This is a genomic window from Halanaerobium praevalens DSM 2228 (assembly GCF_000165465.1).
Taxonomy (GTDB): Bacteria; Bacillota; Halanaerobiia; order Halanaerobiales; family Halanaerobiaceae; genus Halanaerobium; species Halanaerobium praevalens.
Genome location: NC_017455.1, coordinates 566,760 through 586,037, shown reverse-complemented (window position 1 = coordinate 586,037; position 19,278 = coordinate 566,760). Strand labels below are relative to the sequence as shown.

The following is a 19,278-nucleotide window of genomic DNA, read 5'->3' as shown; positions in this document are numbered from 1 at the left end:
TAAAAATTTAGTTGAATCTTGTTTGAATGCTAAAATAAATTTTACTTAAATTCATCAATTAAGTATTTTAAATCATCAACCTTAACCTCACGCTCAACTAAGGCTTTGTCTTCTAGATAAGGCATTCTTTCTCTAAAAGTAGTTTTTTCTTCTTTATAGATAACTCCAATTGGAATTTGATCTCCAAATTCATCAGCAACCTTCATTGCTGCTGCATGATCAGTTGGATCATGATCTTCTAATTTATAAACTCGCTTATTATACCATTGGTAAGTATTAATTTTATTGAAAGAAACACAGGGCTGGAAAACATCAATCAAAGCATAACCTTTATGTTTTTTAGCTTCTTTGATCATTGCTTTTAAATGCTCACGATCACCAACTGTGCTACGCGCAACAAAACTAGCTTTCATACCAACGGCAAAGCGGATTGGATTAAAAGGTTCAGCATTAACTCCATGTGTCTGCACAGGAGTTCTTAAACTTTCCACACTTGTTGGTGAAGCTTGTCCTTTTGTTAAACCATAAATCTGGTTATCATGGACTAAATGGATAATATCTGGGTTACGTCTTATATTATGAATAAGATGGTTTCCACCTTCACCATAAGTACAGCCATCTCCAGATTCTACAATAACTGTCATTTCTGGATTAGCAACTCTCATTCCAATTGCTGGAGGAATTGAACGACCATGTAAACCATTAAAACCATTAACTTTAATATAATGAGGTAACTTTGCAGCCTGACCAATTCCAGTAAACATTGCAATTTCCTCTGGTTTTAAATCCATTTCAGCAAAAGCTTCTGCCAAAGCAGTTCTTAAAGGAAAATTACCACAACCTGGACACCAGGCTGTTTCACGATCAGCTTGATAAATACTTTTATCTATCATTATTTATTCACCTCTTCTTTAAATCTTCTACAGATTTCTTGACCTGAGAAAGGTCTTCCATCATCTTTTAGAATATTATAATCTGCTTTAATTCCAGTTTCACTTCTTACCAAACGTTCAAATTGAGCACCTGCATTATTTTCTACAAATACCAATTTAGCACCTGAACAAGCTTTTTCTTTAATTTCTTCTTTAGGTAAAGGCCAAACATCATTAAAAGCTAGGTGACCAATTTCATAATCTTCAGCTAAAAGTTCTCTAGCCTCTTTTAGTGGGCCAGCAGTTGAACCCCAACCAACGAAAATATAATCAGCTGCTTCAGGTCCTGTATAATCTGGTTCTAATATATCTTCAGCAGCTAATTTTTCCATCTTTCTAGTTCTTTTAGCTACCATCTTATTTCTAGTTTCTATATCTTCTACAATATGAGAATATTCATCATGCTCATCACTATCTGAAAGCACAATATTATCTTTAAGCTGACCTGGATAAGCACGAGGAGAAATTCCATCATCTGTATATTTATAACGCTTATATTCTCCCTCAACTTCAGCAGGATCAAGCAAATGTCTTTCTATTTCTAAACCTGAGGTATCAATTTTAGTAATTGTTTTAGAGCCATCTCCTATAAATTGATCAGATAAAATAATTACAGGTAATTGATACTTATCAGCAAGGTTAAATGCTCGGAAAGTCTGATAAAAAGCATCTTCTTGATCTTTAGGAGCTAAAACCATTAATGGAAATTCATCTTGAGAAATATTAATAGCAAATAATAAATCTCCCTGACCAGTTCTAGTTGGTAAACCTGTTGCAGGACCTGGTCTTTGAACATTAGCTATTACAATTGGATTCTCAGAAATTGCAGCTAAACCAATCCCTTCTGCCATTAAAGCTAATCCACCACCAGAAGTACCTGTCATTGAACGTAAGCCTGAATAAGAACCTCCCAGAGCCATATTGATAGAAGCAATCTCATCTTCAGCCTGCTCTACAACTATACCTAATTCTTCTTGTTTACTAGCAACATAATGCAAAATACCTGTAGAGGGTGACATTGGATAAGCAGTATAATAACTTAAACCTGATAATAAAGCTCCTAAACCAACAGCACTATTACCATCAATCACCATTCTATTTTCTTTTTGACCTAAATCTTCAACTTCATATATTTCATTAACAGCTTCATAACCTTTTTTTAATAAAGCTAAATTATCTTCAATTACAGATTCTTTTTTAGAAAAATGCTCTTTTACAGCTGCCTCAGCCTCTTCTGTTGGTAAGCCCATTATTTTAAAAGCGGCACCAACAAAAACTGTATTAACAGCTCTTGGATTTACCTCTTTAGCAATCCCTTTAGCATCAAGCTGAACCATTGAATCTTTCTCTGCTTCAAGCTCAGTTAAAATCGTTCCAGTCTTATTCATTTCTGAACTATGAATTTCTACACTTTCATCATTTAAAGCTAATAATAAATCAATGCCTTCAGCTGGCCCCTCAACTTTTTGATCACTAATTCTGATCTGCATAAAGTTGTGGCCACCTCTAACCCGTGACATATAATCTTTAGTACTAAATAAGTAATAACCATGTCGGGAAAAAGTTTTAGTCAACATTGACTCAACTGTTTTTAAACCTTGTCCCGCTTCTCCAGCAATTACAATATTAAAATCCAAACTTATTACCTCCTTTTCTAATTTAAAACATTTCTTTAATTTTCATTATTAATATTTCCTTACTACTATATACTATTCAATAGAAACTGAATAACTCCTGCTCTAAATTTAAAACTTTTTGATTTGTCTAATATTATAAGTAATTATCATTCCTAATAATTATATTTTTTTAGCTTTTCAGTTAAAACTTAAAATCTTGTGGTCTTTTCTTTTTAAAACCAAAATCATAGTCTAAAGCTGCAACTATTCTACTAACTGCTTGACCATCACCATAAGGGTTAATAGCTTTGGCTCTTTTTTGATAAGCCTCAGAATCAGTTAATAATTTCATAGTTTCAATAAAAATCTTTTTGGTCTTTGTCCCAACTTTAACTACTGTTCCAGCTTTAACTGCTTCTGGTCTTTCAGTAGTATCTCTTAAAACTAAAACTGGTTTACCCAAAGCTGGAGCTTCTTCTTGAATTCCTCCTGAATCAGTTAAAATCAAATCAGATCTAGCCATTAAATTAGCAAAAGGTAAATAGTCAAGTGGCTCAATTAAGTGGACTTGCTCATTCTCTGCAAAAATTTCTTGGCTTAATTTTCTAATAGCTGGATTTAAGTGGACTGGAAAAATAACTTCTAAATCATTATTTACTGCAGTTAACTGTTTTACTGCCTGAAAAATACTTTTCATTGGCTGGCCTAAGTTTTCTCGTCGATGAGCTGTTAATAAAATAATTTTTTTCTGCTTAAAATTTAAATTAGCAAGTAATTCATTTTTAAAATCATAAGATTTATCTACTACTGATAATAAAGCATCAATAACTGTATTTCCACTTACAAAAATCTTAGCAGGATCTTTATTCTCTAATAAAAGGTTTGCTTTAGCATTTTTAGTAGGAGCAAAATTTAAATCAGCTAAAACTCCAGTTAATTGTCTGTTCATTTCTTCTGGAAAAGGAGAATATTTAGATTGAGTCCTCAAACCAGCTTCTATATGAGCAATCTTTATTTGATGATAAAAAGAAGTTAAAGCACCTATAAAAGTAGAAGAAGTATCTCCATGCACTAATAAAAGATCTGGTTTTTCATTACTTAAAATTTGATCTAGTTTTGCTATTATTCTAGCTGCAAGTCCACTTAAACTCTGATTTTTTTGCATAATATCTAAGTCATAATCAGGTTTAAGCTTAAATAAATCAAGGACCTGATCTAACATTTCTCGATGTTGAGCTGTAACAGTTATTACTAATTTATAATTTTTATTTTTTTTAAGAGCCTTTAATAAAGGGGCCATCTTAATTGCTTCTGGTCTTGTTCCAAAAACTGCCATAATTTTTTTTTGCATTTTAATCATCCTATTCATTTATTAATATTGTTTCCACTCCTTGGGGCAAGCCCACAAGGTTTGCGAGCAGACTTTCGCTCTATCACTATCACTATCACTCACTTATTTAAGCTTATTATAATTAGCTGGTTTTTCTATTAGATATTTCCAATATTTTTTAGGCATAAACTGCTGCTGTACTTTAAGATTTCTCCGATTTTCAATAGTTACAGCTTCAAAAAAACTTTGCCAGAGATTTTGAATATCTTTTTCTTTTTTTGATAATTCTGGCTCAAAATCTTTTTCTAAATCAATTAAAAGCCATTCTGAATTATCTTTTGAAAAGATCACTGCTTTTTCTCTTTTTTTATCATGAATTATCCAATCAATTGTTGAAAACCTTTTTTTAAAATGAGGTCCTAATAAAATTAAAATCTTAAAATCAGGCTCAATTGCTCCATAATATTTATTTCCTGCAGCCTCTTTTAATCTAATAAAACCTTTAAGTCTATGACTCTCATGTCTAACTTTATGGGCTAAATCATGAATCTCTCTAACATAAGTTTTAGTTAAATATTCATCAACTTCAGCTCCTACTTTAAAACCTTTAAACAAATAACGAAATAGATAAATCTCTACTTTTTCCGCCTCTGATAAATAAGCATGAAAAATATTATTTAAGGCTTGAGCTGAAATATGTTCTTTTATTTGTTCACTAAAAAATTCAGCTTTTTTAAAATCAGTTTCAATTTTTTTCTCCTGATAAAAAAGATCTTTTTTAAATTTATTTTTTGCTAAAATCTTAACTGGTATCTCTTTTAATTTAAAAGCAGTATATAAAGTGGTTAGCAGACCCTGATAACTACCATCATAAATATATACCTTATTAGTTTGTTCATCAGTATGCATAATCATCCTACCTTTTTAAATTAAAACTATTATTTAAAAAATCAAAGCTATTAGGCCTGTTCAAGGTCCCAAGCTTTTTCACTCCTGTTACTATCTTCTGCTCCAAATAAAGAAAGCTGCTGACTCTCTTTTTCTGCTAAGCGATTATAAATCACACTTTTTTTAAATGGAACTGCAGCTGCATATTTCCCATTACAGGTAATAAAAAAGTTAGCTCTTTTTAAAACTATTCTCAGTTTTTTTAAATTATAATGGTTTAATTTTTTTTCTTTTCTAGCTTTAACTATTTTAGCAGCAGAACGCGGCCCAATCCCAGGAACTCGAAGCAGCATCTGATATGAAGCTTGATTAACTTCAATTGGAAATTGATCTAAATTATTAATTGCCCAATCTGCTTTAGGATCAATTTTTAAATCAAAATTTTCTCTGTCTGGAGTTAATAATTCTCCTGCCTTAAAACCATAAAATCGTAAAAGCCAATCTGCTTGGTATAAACGGTGTTCTCTTTTTAGCGGTGGACCAGTCAAAGTCGGCAAAAGTGAAGACTTATTTACTGGTAAATAAGCAGAATAATAAACTCGCTTTAGATTAAAATTGTTATATAAACCTTCAGATAAAGAAATAATTTGTTTATCTGATTCTGGACTAGCACCAACAATTAATTGAGTTGATTGGCCAGCTGGTACAAACTTATCTTTGAGTTTATATTTTTTACGTTCAATAATATTATTAGCTATTTTTTCACCAATTCCCTTCATTGGCGCCAAGATACCAGCTTTTTTCTTCTGAGGAGCCAATTTTGCTAAACTAGTTTCACTTGGTAATTCTATATTAACACTCATTCGATCTGCCAGCAAACCTGCTTGATAAATCAATTTAAAATCTGCTCCAGGAATTGCTTTTAAATGAATATAACCCTGATAATTATGCTTATTTCGTAAAAGTTGTACAGTTTTTAAAAGTTGTTCCATTGTCCAATCTGGATTTTTATTTACAGCTGAACTTAAAAATAAGCCCTCAATATAATTTCTTTTATAAAAATCAATAGTTAACTTAGCTACCTCTACTGGAGTAAAAGAAGCACGAGGGCGATCATTGCTAGCTCTATTAATACAATATTGACAGTCATAAATACAGTGATTTGTAAAAAGAATTTTAAGTAGTGAAACACAGCGCCCATCAGCAGTCCAACTGTGGCAAATACCACCAACACTCGTGTTACCAAGACTAGAACTATTACCACGACCACTACTACCACTAGCAGAACAAGAAACATCATATTTAGCAGCATCGCTTAAAATTTCAAGTTTTTTTTGAAGCTCCATCTTTTTCACAGTCCTTTTAATTTAAAATAGTGAAACTGAATGAATTAAATACTAATATTTTCATTTAACTATTTTATATTATAACATAAAAGAACACATGTTCAAAGAATTATTTATCTTATATAAAAATACCGCCTACTATTTTATTAGTAGACGGTAATTAATTATATATTTAAATTTTATTCTATTTTAAAACTACAGCAGCTTCAGGTCCATTAACTCTAAAGGTAAATGTTTCTAAGAAAAACAACTCTATTTCATCACCTTTTCTCTCTTCATAACCAAGAGAGATATCTTGACCCACAGTTAATTCAAAGTCACCACCGCGCTCAGAAATCAAAAGACCTCTATTCCCAAGATCTGGTACTAAAACAGCACCACTTTCAACCATTTCTTCTACTTTTCTTTTTAGTGGGTATCCTTTATCATCTAACTCATATAATAAAGAATATAATTCTGGGCCTAAAAGTAAACGTTTAGGTCCACCAACACTATTATTTTCAAACAAGTTTAAAGCTTTAAGCAGACCAGAAATTAATTCTTTTTCTCCAGCCGATACACTTACTTCTTCATATTCTGAAGCTTCCACTATTCCCTCAATATTTACTTCATCAAGACCATAAAATACAGCTTTATTTTCTGCTTTAGCTAATTTAGATGCAGCTGCAGCTAATGGATCAGTATCAACATCTTCAGCACCTCTAGCTAAAGCTTCAATTTCACTAATTTTCATTTTAAATGGAACTTTCAATTCTACTAAAGGAAGAACTTCTCTAGTAGAATAAGTTACACCTTCTACATCTTCAATTCCAACTGGACTAAAACGACCAGTATTAATTGAAGATAGTTCTAAACCTTTAGGTCCCAAAAAGTCAACTTCTTTTCGAGCCTTTAATTTCTGGCTCAAAACATCAGTTGCTTCTTCATCTAAAAAGCTCCAAGTATCTTCTGCAAATGGTGCTAAGGAACGTTTTAAAATATCCATTTATTCTCCTCCTCTCATATTACCTAAACCAAGTGATTGACTAGAAGCAGGAGCTTTAACAGCTGTTTCTCCTTCTGCCTCACTCTCACCTTCTTCTTCAACTTCAGTAATTTTTGCACTTGTAAAGAGAAAAGTTCTTAACATTTCATCCCAAACAGGATAATTACGACGCAGCCATTCTAAACCCATACAAGCATGCTCTATTTCCTCATCGCGATTATGTTCTACAATTGCTTTTATATCAGGATCATTTGTAGCCGCTGCTCTCTGATTATACCAATCAACTGCCTCTAATTCTTCCATTACACTTTTAATAATCCGATGATATTCCATTGCTTCTTCAGTTAATTTTTCTTCTGGTTCATGGTACTCACTCATAAATCTTGACCTCCCTTTAATTTTAAATACTTAAATCTAAAATAAAAATTGTCAGTCATTCTTAAACTAAATTATATACAGTATATTCTTAAAAGTCAAATTTTTATTTTGTCGAAAAATGCTTTTTAAGCCTGTCAAAATAGGATTTAAGACTTAAAAAATCTAGCTTAAATTTTCTTTGTATTTAAAACAAAAAATTATAAATCAAAATCTAAATTTTTACAATAATTATATCCTAAATCAAAAAGTTCCTGACTATATTTTGTATTTAAAATATTATACTTATCAATTCCTGGCGGTTCAAGATAAAGATCTGCTTTTTTTCTTAGTTCTTCAGCATTAACAATTGTTTTTAATTGAAAAGTTCTGACTGCCATATCTGTAATACTCTCAATTTTTTCATCTAAATTAACAGGCATTACATTAACTGCAATTATTTTATCACATTTATTAATTAAAGGATTAACTGGTAGATTTTCAAATAAACCACCATCTACATATAAATCACCTTTAATTTTAACTGGTGAAAACAAAACAGGAATTGAAGCAGAAGCTTGAATAACTTTTATTAATTCTCCTTGACTAAAATATTCCATTCTAGCCTTTTCTATATTGGCTACCCCTACATAAAATGGGATTTTTAATTCAGAAAAAGTATTAACTTTAAGTGATTTTTTTAAATTTTTTGTCATATTATCTAAAGTAAAAATTCCTTTATCTGGTAGACTTAATTTAGCAAAATCAAAAAAATCATTTTCATTAATTAGCTCCATTACTTCAGTTGCTGTTCTACCAGCTGCGATAAAAGAGCCAACAATTGCTCCAGCACTAACTCCAGCTAAAAGGTCAGGCCTTATACCTTTTTCTGCTAAAGCTTTAAGTACTCCTAAATGAGCAAAGCCTTTAACTCCTCCTCCAGATAAAGCAATTCCAATTTTTTGAGCCATTTAACCACCTTCTTTTTTTTGATTTTTAAATTAACTTGAAAATTGTACTAAAATAAATTCTTTAGTTCACTAGTTTGATATTCTAAATCAGAAACCAAATCAGTAAAAATCTCTCTTAAATATTCTAGTTTTCGATATAATTTAGGATCTGAAATTTTTCTTTGCTCTCTTTTTTGCTCTATTTTTATTTCTGCTTTAATCCCAGTAGTTTCAGCTGCTAAAACATAAATTCGATCAGCTAACATAACAGCTTCTTCAGGATCATGAGTAATTAAAAAAATTGAAATTCCACTTTCTCTTTGGATTAAACTAATTAATTTTCTTAAATTAAATTTAGTTTTTAAATCTAATGATTTAAATGGTTCATCTAAAAATATAAGATCAGGTTTAATTGCAAAAGCCCTAATTAATTCTAAACGCTGCTTCATCCCACCTGAAAGCTGATGTGGATAAGAATTTTTAAATCTGATTAAGCCTGATAATTCAAAAAGTAACTTTCTTAATTTCCCCTCTTTTTCTAAACCATAATTTTCTTGAACAAAAATTAAATTCTCTTCTGCAGTTTTCCAAGGTAATAAACGGGGTGCTTGAAAAACATAAGCAAAACGATTTCCTGGTGCTTTAATTATTTGACCTGAATCTGCTTTTTCTAAACCAGCAGCAATTTTAAAAAGAGTTGTTTTTCCACTTCCAGAGGGACCAAGCAAACAACAAATTTCCTCTGAATTAATTTCTAAATTTAAATTTTTAAGTACTACTAGCTCTTTAAAAGACTTATTAATAGCTTTTAATTCTAAAATTTTTTGCGGATCAGTCATTTTTCCACCTACTGACATAGCTTTTTAGTTTTTCTAAAAATAAATATTCAACCAAAAGCATAAATGAAATTAAGATGATGGCCCAAGCAAAAAGTTTATCAGTTGCTAACATCGCATTTGCTCGACTAAGTTGATAACCTATACCACTAGAAGAAGCAATAAATTCTGCAAAAACTGATGATTTCCAGGCAAAAGCAAAGGCGATACTTAAAGCTGAAACTAAAGCTGGCAAAAGAGCTGGTAGATAAATTTCTTTTAAAATTTTAAAACTAGGAGTTGAATAAGCATGAGCCATCTCAATTAAATCAGTATTCATTTCTTCTAATGCCTGAAATATATTAACAAAAATAACAGGGACTGAAACAATAAAAATTAAAAAAATAGGTGTTAAATCTGCGGAAACTCCAAACCAAACAACCGCCAACGATACCCAGAGCACAGGTGGGGTAGCCTGAATAATTGTAATTAAAGGTCTTAAGGTTTTAGCCAAAAGTTGAAAACGATGTAATAATAGAGCCAAAGTTATTCCAACTAAAACAGCTAAAGTATAAGCAATTAAAGTTCTTTTGAGTGTAATCAAAAAACTATGACTTAAACTTCCTGATAAAACTATTTCACTTAAGGCTTGATAAGTTTCTCCAACTGAGGGTAAAGTGAGGCTGTTTAAACCAGCCGCACTTATTTCCCAGATAAGAAGAATCAATAATAATAAAAGCCAAAACGGTTTAATAATAAAATTTTTCATTGGGCATTTTTCCACCTAATAAATCTGGATACATTTTTAAAATTTCTCCAAAATAAAGTTCTGTTAATTCTTTAGTTTCTTGATCAGAATAGATATTTAAATTAACCCTTTGCAAAGATTGTTTTAAAATAGGAGCAGGCATTTGAAAATGTTTAGCGGCTAATTTAGCTGCTGCTTCTGGGTTATCATTGACCCATTCTACTCCTTTTTTATAATAACCATTAATTATCTTAGCAAATTGAGGATAAGTTTCTATAAATTCTCCATTAGCAAAAAGAGCGACAAAAGGAATCCTAGCATCTCCATGAATCTTTGCCCATTCAGCCTGAATATCCATTGCTAGATTAGTATTTTTTCCCTTTGCTAAACTAATTGTAACAAGTGGTTCTGGTAACAAAATTGCATCTAATTTACCAGCCATAAATAAACGAGCTGAACCTGGTAAAGATCTATAAATCAAATCTAAATCTTGGGCTGGATTAAGACCATTTTTTTGAGCTAAATAACGAGCTAAAAAATCAAGTGGGCCACCTTGTAAAGGTAAAGCTAATTCTTTTCCTTTTAAATCTTCCCAACTTTCAACTTGAAAACCATTTGTTAGCAAATAGTCAATACCCCAAATATTAACATTCATCATTTTCAAATCAACACCACGATTATAAGCATTAGCACCTATATTTGTCCCTGTTATCAAAAAATCAATATCTTGTTGAGCTAATAAAGAAATTCCACGCTTATGGTCAGAAGATAAATTGATATCTAAATCAATTGCTTGGGGTAACTCTACTTTTTCCTGCATCCATAAAAATGGTAAAGCAGCAGGTACAGTCGGACTCTGGACCTTAACTTTTACTGCTGCCACAGGTAAAGCCGTTATAAAGATAAAAAATAAGACTAAAGTCACTATAATTAAATTATTTTTTTTGAACATTAAAATCACTTCCTTAATTTAAGCAAAACTAATAAATTTAATTCTATAATTAATCATTAAGTAGTCCTTGGATAATTACTTCTGAGGCATCTTCTTCATCCAAACCTCGCGCCATTAAAGTCTGAAGTTGAGTACTATCAACACTACCAATTGCAGCTTCATGAGTTACTTTTGCTCCTGGATGACGAACATCTACAATTGGAATAGCTCTTGCAATAGCCTGATCCTTAATAATTTCAGTACAATCAACATGACCCATAGCTCCAGCTGCATCTGCAGTTAATTCATTATAAATTTCTGCTTTTGCTTGATCTTTTAAAGCAATTTTGGAATCCAAAATTCCTCTGGAATTTTTTCCATTTAAATGAGCTGCTTCTCTAATTTTAACTAAATCATCTGCTTGACCGCTAATTCGAGCCAACATTTCTACTGTTGCAGCTTCTGCAAGCTGAGCTTCATAATCAAAATCTATTTTTCCAACTCTTCCTTTGAGTAAATCAAATTTAGTTACTAGTTTACCTTGAGCCTTAACATTAATATCTGATTTAGCAATAACCTCAACTCCACCATGCTCACCGTGAAAATGATGTTCTTGATAAATATAACTACCTCCTGCTGCAATATTAATTTGAGCATCCATAATATGCTGAACTTCAACAGCATTTGGAAAAACACAATCTGCTCTTACTTCTACTGCTGCATCTTTTTCAATTTCAACTTGCATATCTATTATTTGTTTACCTTCTTTTGGTAAAACTCCAAAACACATATGAACTGGATTTTTAATTTTATATCCTTCTCGAACAGTAACTTTAACTTGAACTTTGTTTTTTTCTATTTTATCTGCTTCTACTTCTAAACCATCTACAGCATGCATTCCTAAAATTTTATCTCTTTCTAAAACAACATGAGCTACCTCACTATCTGAGAAAATATCTTCTCCTCCAGCTTTCTGATAAGCATCAACCATCATTTTATAGTCATTCATTAGCTTGCCACCTCGGTTTCACAGTCTTCTTCTTTAGCACAGGGATAACAGAAAGATTTAAAATATTCACTAATATCTTGCGGGTTACCCTGGCGAATTATTTCTCCCTCACAGACTAAAGCAGCTTGATCAGCATATTTTAGCATTTCTTCTGAATGAGTAATCAATAAAATTCCACTACCAGAATTTTTAAAATGATTAATCATTTCAGCTATGTTATTTAAAGCTACAACATCCACTCCAGAATCAGGCTCATCTAAAATAATTAATTCAGGCTGCATTAAAATAAGAGAAGCCAATTCTATTCTTTTGCGTTCCCCTCCACTCAAACTTTTATCAACAAAACGATTTAAATATTGATAAGGATTAATAGCTACTTTATTTAAGGCATCTTTTAATTTTGCTTCAGTAACTTCTTGACCCTGACTTTTTAAACCTAAAGCTAAAAAGTCCCTAACAGTTACTCCTTGATACCTAGCCGGCTCCTGCCATGCTAAAGTAATACCTTTTTGAGCTCTCTCATTAATTTTTAAATCATTAATTCTTTGACCCTTAAACAGCATTTCACCTGCTTGAGGTTGATAATTATTAATTCCCATTAAAGTATAAGCTAAAGTTGATTTACCACAACCATTTGGTCCAATTAAAGCAAATACTTCTCCTTTTTCTAAGGAAAATTCCATTCCCTTTAAAATTTCTGCATCCCCAATTTTTAAATGCAGATCTTTAACTTCTAATAATTTAGACATTTTATTCCTCCTGTGAATTTAGTTAATTAATTTAAACAAATAATAAAAATAAAAACTTAAAAATTTAAACTTATTCTTTAGCTAAAAATTCATTAATAACTGCTGCATGAGAACCTGGGATTAATAAATGATGATTAGCTATAGCATCATTTAAAAAGTAATCTGAACTCTGTGGTAGTTTAACCTTAACTTGAGTTCTACAAGCATTAGCTGAATCTGTATTTTCAATTATTTCCCCTTCAGCCACAAAATACTGTTCTAAACCAGAACCACCAATTTTGAATACAGTAACTGGACCAGTTTCAACTAATCCCTGAATTCCAACCCCAATCCCTGTTTCAAAGTGAGAACGAATAATATATTCTGGGCTTATATCAGTAGCAATAGTACAATGAGCAAATAAAATTTCGTCCTTTTCTTTATCAATAGCAGCTGGATTTGCCATAAAAGGCATAACACCTGTTAACTTATGAGCTAAAAACATAGAAAATGCTGCTGGCACATCACCTTCACAGCCTGCGATTAAACCTTCATTATTTAAAAGCGATAAAGCTAAACAGCCTGTTGTCTTAATCTCTTGAACAAGATCAAAACAACGAATTGTTAAGGCATCTAAATCATTTTTATTAATTATTTCTTTGAGAGCTAAATAAACTTCTGCTGATTCTATTAATTCAGCTTTATTACTTTCTACGATTCTAGAAGCATTTTTTAAAAAGTCAGCTGCAACTTTTTTTGCTCGCGCTGAATCTATTTGTTTTAAAGCCTGATAAACTTCTGCTAAATCAATATTAACAAATTCAGTTCCCCAGTGATGTGAAGCATGTTTATAATCTACTTGACTCCCAATTAACCAATTAGAAGGTTCTCCTACAACCCCAAGTCTAGCTCCTGCAATTTGATCTCTAACTTTTTTATATTCTGCTAATTCTTTTATTTCTTTAATTAAATTTTCCATTTTACCATGGAGTATTTTTGCCTCTAGACCCTGAGCATTTAAAAAACTTAAAATTTCTAAAGAAGCTGGTAAAGAATTATGCAGTTCTGTTGCCAACAGATAAACAGGCTGTGGTAGATAGTCTATATTCTCAGCTAAAATATTTTCTGAACCACCTGACTTAATAAAGTTAATTGTTAAATCATACTGACTAAAATCAGTATAAGGAATCTCAGTTGCTTGAATTTCTTCTACCTCAAAATTAGATTTTAAAACTTGACACCTTTCTTTTAAGGTCTTATCTATTTTCTTTTCTTGATGTACTTCTGATATAATCGAAACAATTGCTATTTTCATTATTTAGCCTCCAGCTATTAGTTTAAAGTTTAAGCTTAAATTTAATATTTTATGATTCTAAATATATTATATTTAATATCGAAGCTAGAAGCAAACAAAATATTGATATTATTTGTGATAATTTTAGCAATTTTAAACAACGAAAAGACCGTCTGTACTAGACGGCCAGAGTTTTAGTATTTTTATTTACTTAAAAATTTAGCTATTTTTTGATATTTCTTCTTAGCTATTCCTTTAACTTTAGTTAAATCTGATTTTTTCGCAAATTTACCATTTTGCTCTCTATAAGCTACTATTCGTTGAGCATAAGCTGAACCAATACCTGGTAATTGAGCAAATTCTTGAGCTGAAGCCTGATTAATTGAAATTTTTTTTTGATTTTTATTTGCCTTAGTCTTAGCTTCTGGTTTATAAACTTTGAGCTTAAAGTTAGATTTTTTAGCAACTGGCTGCTTATTTTTGCTTCTTAACTCAGAGTCTTGACTTAAATTATAGTAAAGCTCAGAATATTTTTGAGCTGAATGATGCCAACTATAATCAAGTTGCATTACTCTTTTTACTAACTGCTGCCAAATTTTTGGTTTAGAATAAAAATGAACTGCTCGCTTAATTGTAGCTAACATATCGTGAGCATTATAGTTTCTAAAACTAAAACCTGTACCAGCTCCAGTTTTTTCATTATAAGAACTTACAGTATCATTTAAGCCCCCAGTTTCTCTAACAATAGGAATTGTCCCATATCGAAAACTAATTAACTGGCTTAAACCACATGGTTCAAAACGAGAAGGCATTAAAAACAAATCACTACCTGCATAAATTTGATCAGCTAACTGAGCATCATATTTAATATTTACAGATAAATTATTTGGATACTCATATTGTTTAGCTCTAAAGAACTCTTCGTATTCACGTTCTCCAGTTCCTAAAATTAAAAATTGAGCTCCTGTGGCCATAATTTGATCAAAGACTGCCTTAATTAAATCTAATCCTTTTTGCTCTACCATTCTCGAAATAAAGCCAATCAAAGGTTTATCTCCATCTACCTCTAAACCTAACTTTTGCTGGATATGAACCTTATTAGCAACTTTCTTATCAATTTCAGCTGCTGAAAAACGGGCTGCTAAATTTTTATTTATTTTAGGGTTAAATTTATCATAACTAATCCCATTTAAAATCCCGCTTAAATCATCACTGCGCATTCTCAAAATATAATCTAAACCTTCACCGAAATAAGAAGTTTGAATTTCATCTGCATAACTTTCACTAACTGTAGTGATTTGATCAGCATATGAAATACCTGCTTTCATATAATTTAGTAAACCATTATGTCTAATTGCTCCACTTTCCCAATGCTCAGGAGCTACTCCTAAAACATCCCCAGCTACATGGCCTGCAAATTGTCCCTGATATTTTAGATTATGAATTGTAAAAACTATTTTGATATCTTGATAATAACTCTGCTGAGCATAACGATCTTTAAAAAGTAAAGGTAAAGGACCAGTCTGCCAATCATTTGCATGAATAATATCTGGTTTAAAACCAATTACAGGCAACATATCAAGTACAGATTGTGAAAAAAAAGCAAATTGTTCATGTCTATCTTCGTTTTCATAAATTGAATCTCTATCAAAATAATATTTATTATCTATGAAATAAACAGGAACACCAGCTTCTTCTAATTTATTGACTCCTAAATATGTATCTCTCCAGGCTAATTTAGTCCGAAAATGACATATTGATTCCATCTTTTTTTTATATTTATTTGGAATCTGTCTATATTGTGGAATCACCAAACGAACATCATGTCCTTCTTCTATTAGGGCCTGTGGTAAAGAACCAGCTACATCTGCCAAACCACCTGTTTTAATAAAAGGATCTGCCTCTGAAGCTACAAATAAAATTTTCTTTTTTTCTTTTCCCATGGAGCCACCTCCTGTGATAATAACTTTAACCTCTAATTACTTGCTGCTCAATTACAAATTAATTTAAAATTCTTAACTTATATCATTAGTTTAATAAAACTAAAGTCTAATGTCAACTAAATTGATTTTAAAGTTAAAACTTAAATTAAATAAGCTAAAGTTCATTATTTAAAGGAAATTTAGGCTAAATAGAGAATAAATTAAATATAACAGAAAATTATTATTAGTCATTTAATATATCGCTTAAGTTTTAAGGGGGGTTTTTAATGAAAAAAGCTAATTATCCTGATGATTATAATCGTTACCTTTTTCATCAGGGGAGACATTATGAAAGTTATAATTTTTTAGGAGCACAACCTGAACAAAAAGCTGGCAAAAATGGTTTTAGATTTTCAGTTTGGGCTCCAAATGCAGAAAAAGTAAGTGTCATTGGGGATTTTAATGATTGGGATCAAAATCAAAATCCAATGCAGCAAATTAAGGATTCAGGGATTTGGACAACTTTTGTAGAAAAAGCAGAAAATAAAATGTATTATAAATACTGGCTTAAAGGTCAAAAAGGACTAAGTAGAATTAAAACTGATCCTTATGCTCAAAGACAAGAAAAACCACCTAAAACTGCCTCACAGATCTATTTAACTGAAGCTTATAAATGGGAAGACCAAAAGTGGCTTAAAAAAAGAAAAAACTCTAAGCCACATCGAGAAGCATTAAGTATTTATGAAATTCACCTTGGTTCTTGGAAACAAAATGAGGGAGCATTTTTAAATTACAAAGAAATTGCTCAAAAATTAATACCCTATCTTAATAAAATGGGTTTTACCCATGTTGAATTAATGCCTTTAACGGAATATCCTTTTCCTGGTTCTTGGGGATATCAAACAACTGGTTATTTTGCTTTAACATCACGCTATGGTACTCCAGAAGATTTTATGTATTTTGTTGATCAACTACATCAAAATGATATTGGAGTAATTATGGATTGGGTACCTAGTCATTTTTGTAAAGATGATCATGGTTTACGCTTATTTGATGGAACTGCTCTTTACGAAAGCTCTGATCCCAAAAGAGCAGAAAATATTCAATGGGACACTCTAAATTTTGATTTTGCTCAAAACGAAGTTTGGAGTTTTTTAATATCTAGTGCTAATTATTGGTTAGATAAATTTCATATTGATGGTCTAAGAGTTGATGCAGTTAGTAATATGCTTTATTTAAATTATGAAAAAGATGATGGCCAATGGGCAGCAAATGAATATGGTGGCTTTGAAAATTTAGAAGCTGTTGAATTTATTAAAGAGCTCAATACAGAAATGTTTAAACTTCATCCTGGAATTTTAATGATTGCTGAAGAATCTACTTCTTGGCCTTTAGTAACAGCTCCTGTAGATGAAGGCGGTTTAGGCTTTAATTTTAAATGGAATATGGGCTGGATGAATGATACTCTTGATTATATGGAAAAAGATCCTCTTTATCGTAAATGGGAACATAATAAACTAACTTTTTCTAGTATGTATAGTCAAAGTGAAAATTATTTATTACCTCTTTCACATGATGAAGTTGTACATGGCAAAAAATCTTTATTAGATAAAATGCCTGGTGATTACTGGCAAAAATTTGCTAATTTAAGACTTCTATTCACTTATATGTATGCTCATCCTGGTAAAAAATTAATTTTTATGGGAGGAGAATTTGGTCAATTTATTGAGTGGGATTATCAAAAAGCTTTAGATTGGCTTTTATTAGAATATAAAAAACATAAACAGTGTCAAGAATTTATTCAAGAATTAAATCAGGTTTATAAAAAAGAAAAAGCTCTCTGGGAACTAGATAGTGAAGAAAATGGTTTTCAGTGGATTGAAGCAGATGATTATGAACAAAGTGTAATTAGCTTTATTAGAAAATCGGAAAATTCTAACCAGCAAATAGTTATTATCTTAAATTTCACACCTGTACCACGAGATAATTATTGTATTGGAGTACCTAAACCTGGCTCTTATGAATTACTTTTAAATAGTGATCAAAAAGTATTTGGTGGTTCAGATTATGAAACAATGGCTAGAACTAAAACTAAAAATAAAGCTTTACACGGCTTTAAGCATTCAATCAACATTGATCTTCCACCTTTAGCAGGTCTTTATCTAAAATATCAAAAACCTAAAAAAAATAAAAATTAATTAAGCTTAGCTTTATTTTTAAGGAGGTAATAAATGTGGCAAAAGAAGAAATGATCGCTATGTTACTTGCTGGGGGAAAAGGTACTCGACTAGGAGTTTTAACTAAAAATATAGCCAAACCAGCAGTTCCTTTTGGAGCCGAATATCGTTTAATTGATTTTCCTTTAAGTAATTGTACTAACTCAGGCCTTAATACAGTTGGAGTTTTAACCCAATATAAGCCCTTAATTTTAAACAGTTATATTGGTAGTGGCAGCTCTTGGGACCTTGACCGTAATCAAGGAGGAGTAACAGTTCTCCCCCCCTATGTTAAAGAAGGTGGTGGTTCTTGGTATCAAGGAACTGCTGATGCAATTTATCAAAACTTAGAATTTATAGATATTTATGATCCCGAATATGTTCTTGTTTTATCTGGGGATCATATCTACAAAATGGACTATTCAGAAATGCTAAAATATCATAAAGAAAAAAAGGCTGATGTTACTATCGGAGTTCTACCTGTAGCTTGGGAAGAAACTCATCGCTTTGGAATTATGAATACTAATCAAGATCAAAAAATAATTGAATTTCAAGAAAAACCAGAAAATGCTAAAAATAATTTAGCTTCAATGGGAATCTATATTTTTAACTGGCAGTATCTAAAAAATTATTTGAGTGCTGAAGCAGAAGCAAAAAATGGCTCAGCTGGTGATTTTGGCCATGATATAATTCCAAAAATGATGGCTGATCAGCTTAATTTTTATGCTTATACTTTTAATGGATATTGGAAAGATGTAGGTACAATTAAAAGCTACTGGCAAGCTCATATGGACTTATTAGGAGAAAATCCAAATTTAGATCTTCAAGATAGAAATTGGATTATCTATAGTGTTAATCCAAATCGTCCACCTCAATATTTAGCTGAAGATGCTATTATAAATAATTCTATGATTAACAAAGGAGCTCAGGTTATGGGAGAAGTGAAAAACTCAATTCTATTTTTTGGAGCAAAAATAGGTAAAAACAGCAAAATAGAAAACTCTATTATTCTGCCAAATACTATAATCCGAGATAATGTAAAAATTAAAAATTCAATTATTGGACGCAATGTCATTGTAGAAAAAGGTTCTCAAATAGGTATTAAAGCTAAAAAAGATAATTCAACAGCAAAAGAATTAAAAATTACAGTTATTGGAGATGATGAAATAATACCAAAATCTTCAAATATAAAAGCAGGAATGGTGGTTGGATAA

General features: G+C 31.1%; 17 protein-coding genes. 2 read left to right on the top strand and 15 right to left on the bottom strand.

What is annotated here, in order from left to right:
• Positions 1-41: 41 nt before the first annotated feature.
• The 15 genes from HPRAE_RS02590 to glgA form a co-directional block, all read right to left on the bottom strand.
• Positions 42-893, bottom strand: a complete 852-nt coding sequence (locus HPRAE_RS02590; RefSeq protein WP_014552699.1) for a thiamine pyrophosphate-dependent enzyme — start codon at positions 891-893, stop codon at positions 42-44.
• Entirely contained in the window at positions 893-2,569 is a 1,677-nt protein-coding gene (locus HPRAE_RS02585) for a 2-oxoacid:acceptor oxidoreductase subunit alpha (RefSeq protein WP_014552698.1), read from the bottom strand. Before HPRAE_RS02585 ends, HPRAE_RS02590 begins: the two co-directional genes overlap by 1 nt.
• A gap of 181 nt (positions 2,570-2,750) precedes the next feature.
• Positions 2,751-3,899, bottom strand: coding sequence for a non-hydrolyzing UDP-N-acetylglucosamine 2-epimerase (gene wecB, locus HPRAE_RS02580; RefSeq protein WP_014552697.1), 1,149 nt, complete (start codon positions 3,897-3,899; stop codon positions 2,751-2,753).
• Between the two features lie 102 nt (positions 3,900-4,001).
• Entirely contained in the window at positions 4,002-4,787 is a 786-nt protein-coding gene (locus tag HPRAE_RS02575) for a TIGR03915 family putative DNA repair protein (protein WP_014552696.1), read from the bottom strand.
• A gap of 50 nt (positions 4,788-4,837) precedes the next feature.
• Entirely contained in the window at positions 4,838-6,112 is a 1,275-nt protein-coding gene (locus HPRAE_RS02570) for a putative DNA modification/repair radical SAM protein (RefSeq protein ID WP_014552695.1), read from the bottom strand.
• 184 nt (positions 6,113-6,296) lie between these two features.
• Entirely contained in the window at positions 6,297-7,097 is an 801-nt protein-coding gene (locus HPRAE_RS02565; protein WP_014552694.1) for a family 1 encapsulin nanocompartment shell protein, read from the bottom strand.
• Positions 7,098-7,475 (bottom strand): encapsulin-associated ferritin-like protein, encoded by a 378-nt coding sequence (locus tag HPRAE_RS02560; protein ID WP_014552693.1) that lies wholly within the window; start codon positions 7,473-7,475, stop codon positions 7,098-7,100.
• Positions 7,476-7,672: 197 nt separating this feature from the next.
• Positions 7,673-8,422 (bottom strand): patatin-like phospholipase family protein, encoded by a 750-nt coding sequence (locus HPRAE_RS02555; protein WP_014552692.1) that lies wholly within the window; start codon positions 8,420-8,422, stop codon positions 7,673-7,675.
• A 47-nt stretch (positions 8,423-8,469) separates the two neighbouring features.
• Positions 8,470-9,240, bottom strand: coding sequence for an ABC transporter ATP-binding protein (locus HPRAE_RS02550; protein ID WP_014552691.1), 771 nt, complete (start codon positions 9,238-9,240; stop codon positions 8,470-8,472).
• Positions 9,233-9,985 (bottom strand): ABC transporter permease, encoded by a 753-nt coding sequence (locus tag HPRAE_RS02545; RefSeq protein ID WP_014552690.1) that lies wholly within the window; start codon positions 9,983-9,985, stop codon positions 9,233-9,235. The genes HPRAE_RS02550 and HPRAE_RS02545 overlap by 8 nt, the downstream gene beginning before the upstream one ends.
• Positions 9,966-10,916, bottom strand: a complete 951-nt coding sequence (locus HPRAE_RS02540; protein WP_014552689.1) for an ABC transporter substrate-binding protein — start codon at positions 10,914-10,916, stop codon at positions 9,966-9,968. Before HPRAE_RS02540 ends, HPRAE_RS02545 begins: the two co-directional genes overlap by 20 nt.
• A gap of 49 nt (positions 10,917-10,965) precedes the next feature.
• Positions 10,966-11,904 (bottom strand): SufB/SufD family protein, encoded by a 939-nt coding sequence (locus HPRAE_RS02535; protein WP_014552688.1) that lies wholly within the window; start codon positions 11,902-11,904, stop codon positions 10,966-10,968.
• A complete protein-coding gene (locus HPRAE_RS02530; RefSeq protein WP_014552687.1) occupies positions 11,904-12,653 on the bottom strand; it encodes an ABC transporter ATP-binding protein in 750 nt (249 codons plus the stop codon). Before HPRAE_RS02530 ends, HPRAE_RS02535 begins: the two co-directional genes overlap by 1 nt.
• Before the next feature lie 70 nt (positions 12,654-12,723).
• The gene (locus tag HPRAE_RS02525; RefSeq protein WP_014552686.1) at positions 12,724-13,947 is read right to left on the bottom strand and encodes a fucose isomerase; all 1,224 of its coding nucleotides are present in this window, start codon (positions 13,945-13,947) and stop codon (positions 12,724-12,726) included.
• Positions 13,948-14,129: 182 nt separating this feature from the next.
• Positions 14,130-15,869 (bottom strand): glycogen synthase GlgA, encoded by a 1,740-nt coding sequence (glgA, locus tag HPRAE_RS02520; protein WP_014552685.1) that lies wholly within the window; start codon positions 15,867-15,869, stop codon positions 14,130-14,132.
• A 266-nt stretch (positions 15,870-16,135) separates the two neighbouring features.
• Between glgA and glgB the strand changes: the two genes are divergently transcribed.
• Positions 16,136-18,046 (top strand): 1,4-alpha-glucan branching protein GlgB, encoded by a 1,911-nt coding sequence (gene glgB / locus HPRAE_RS02515; protein ID WP_014552684.1) that lies wholly within the window; start codon positions 16,136-16,138, stop codon positions 18,044-18,046.
• 35 nt (positions 18,047-18,081) lie between these two features.
• Positions 18,082-19,278 carry a glucose-1-phosphate adenylyltransferase gene (locus tag HPRAE_RS02510; protein ID WP_014552683.1) on the top strand — a complete coding sequence of 399 codons (1,197 nt, stop codon included), beginning with the start codon at positions 18,082-18,084 and terminating at the stop codon, positions 19,276-19,278.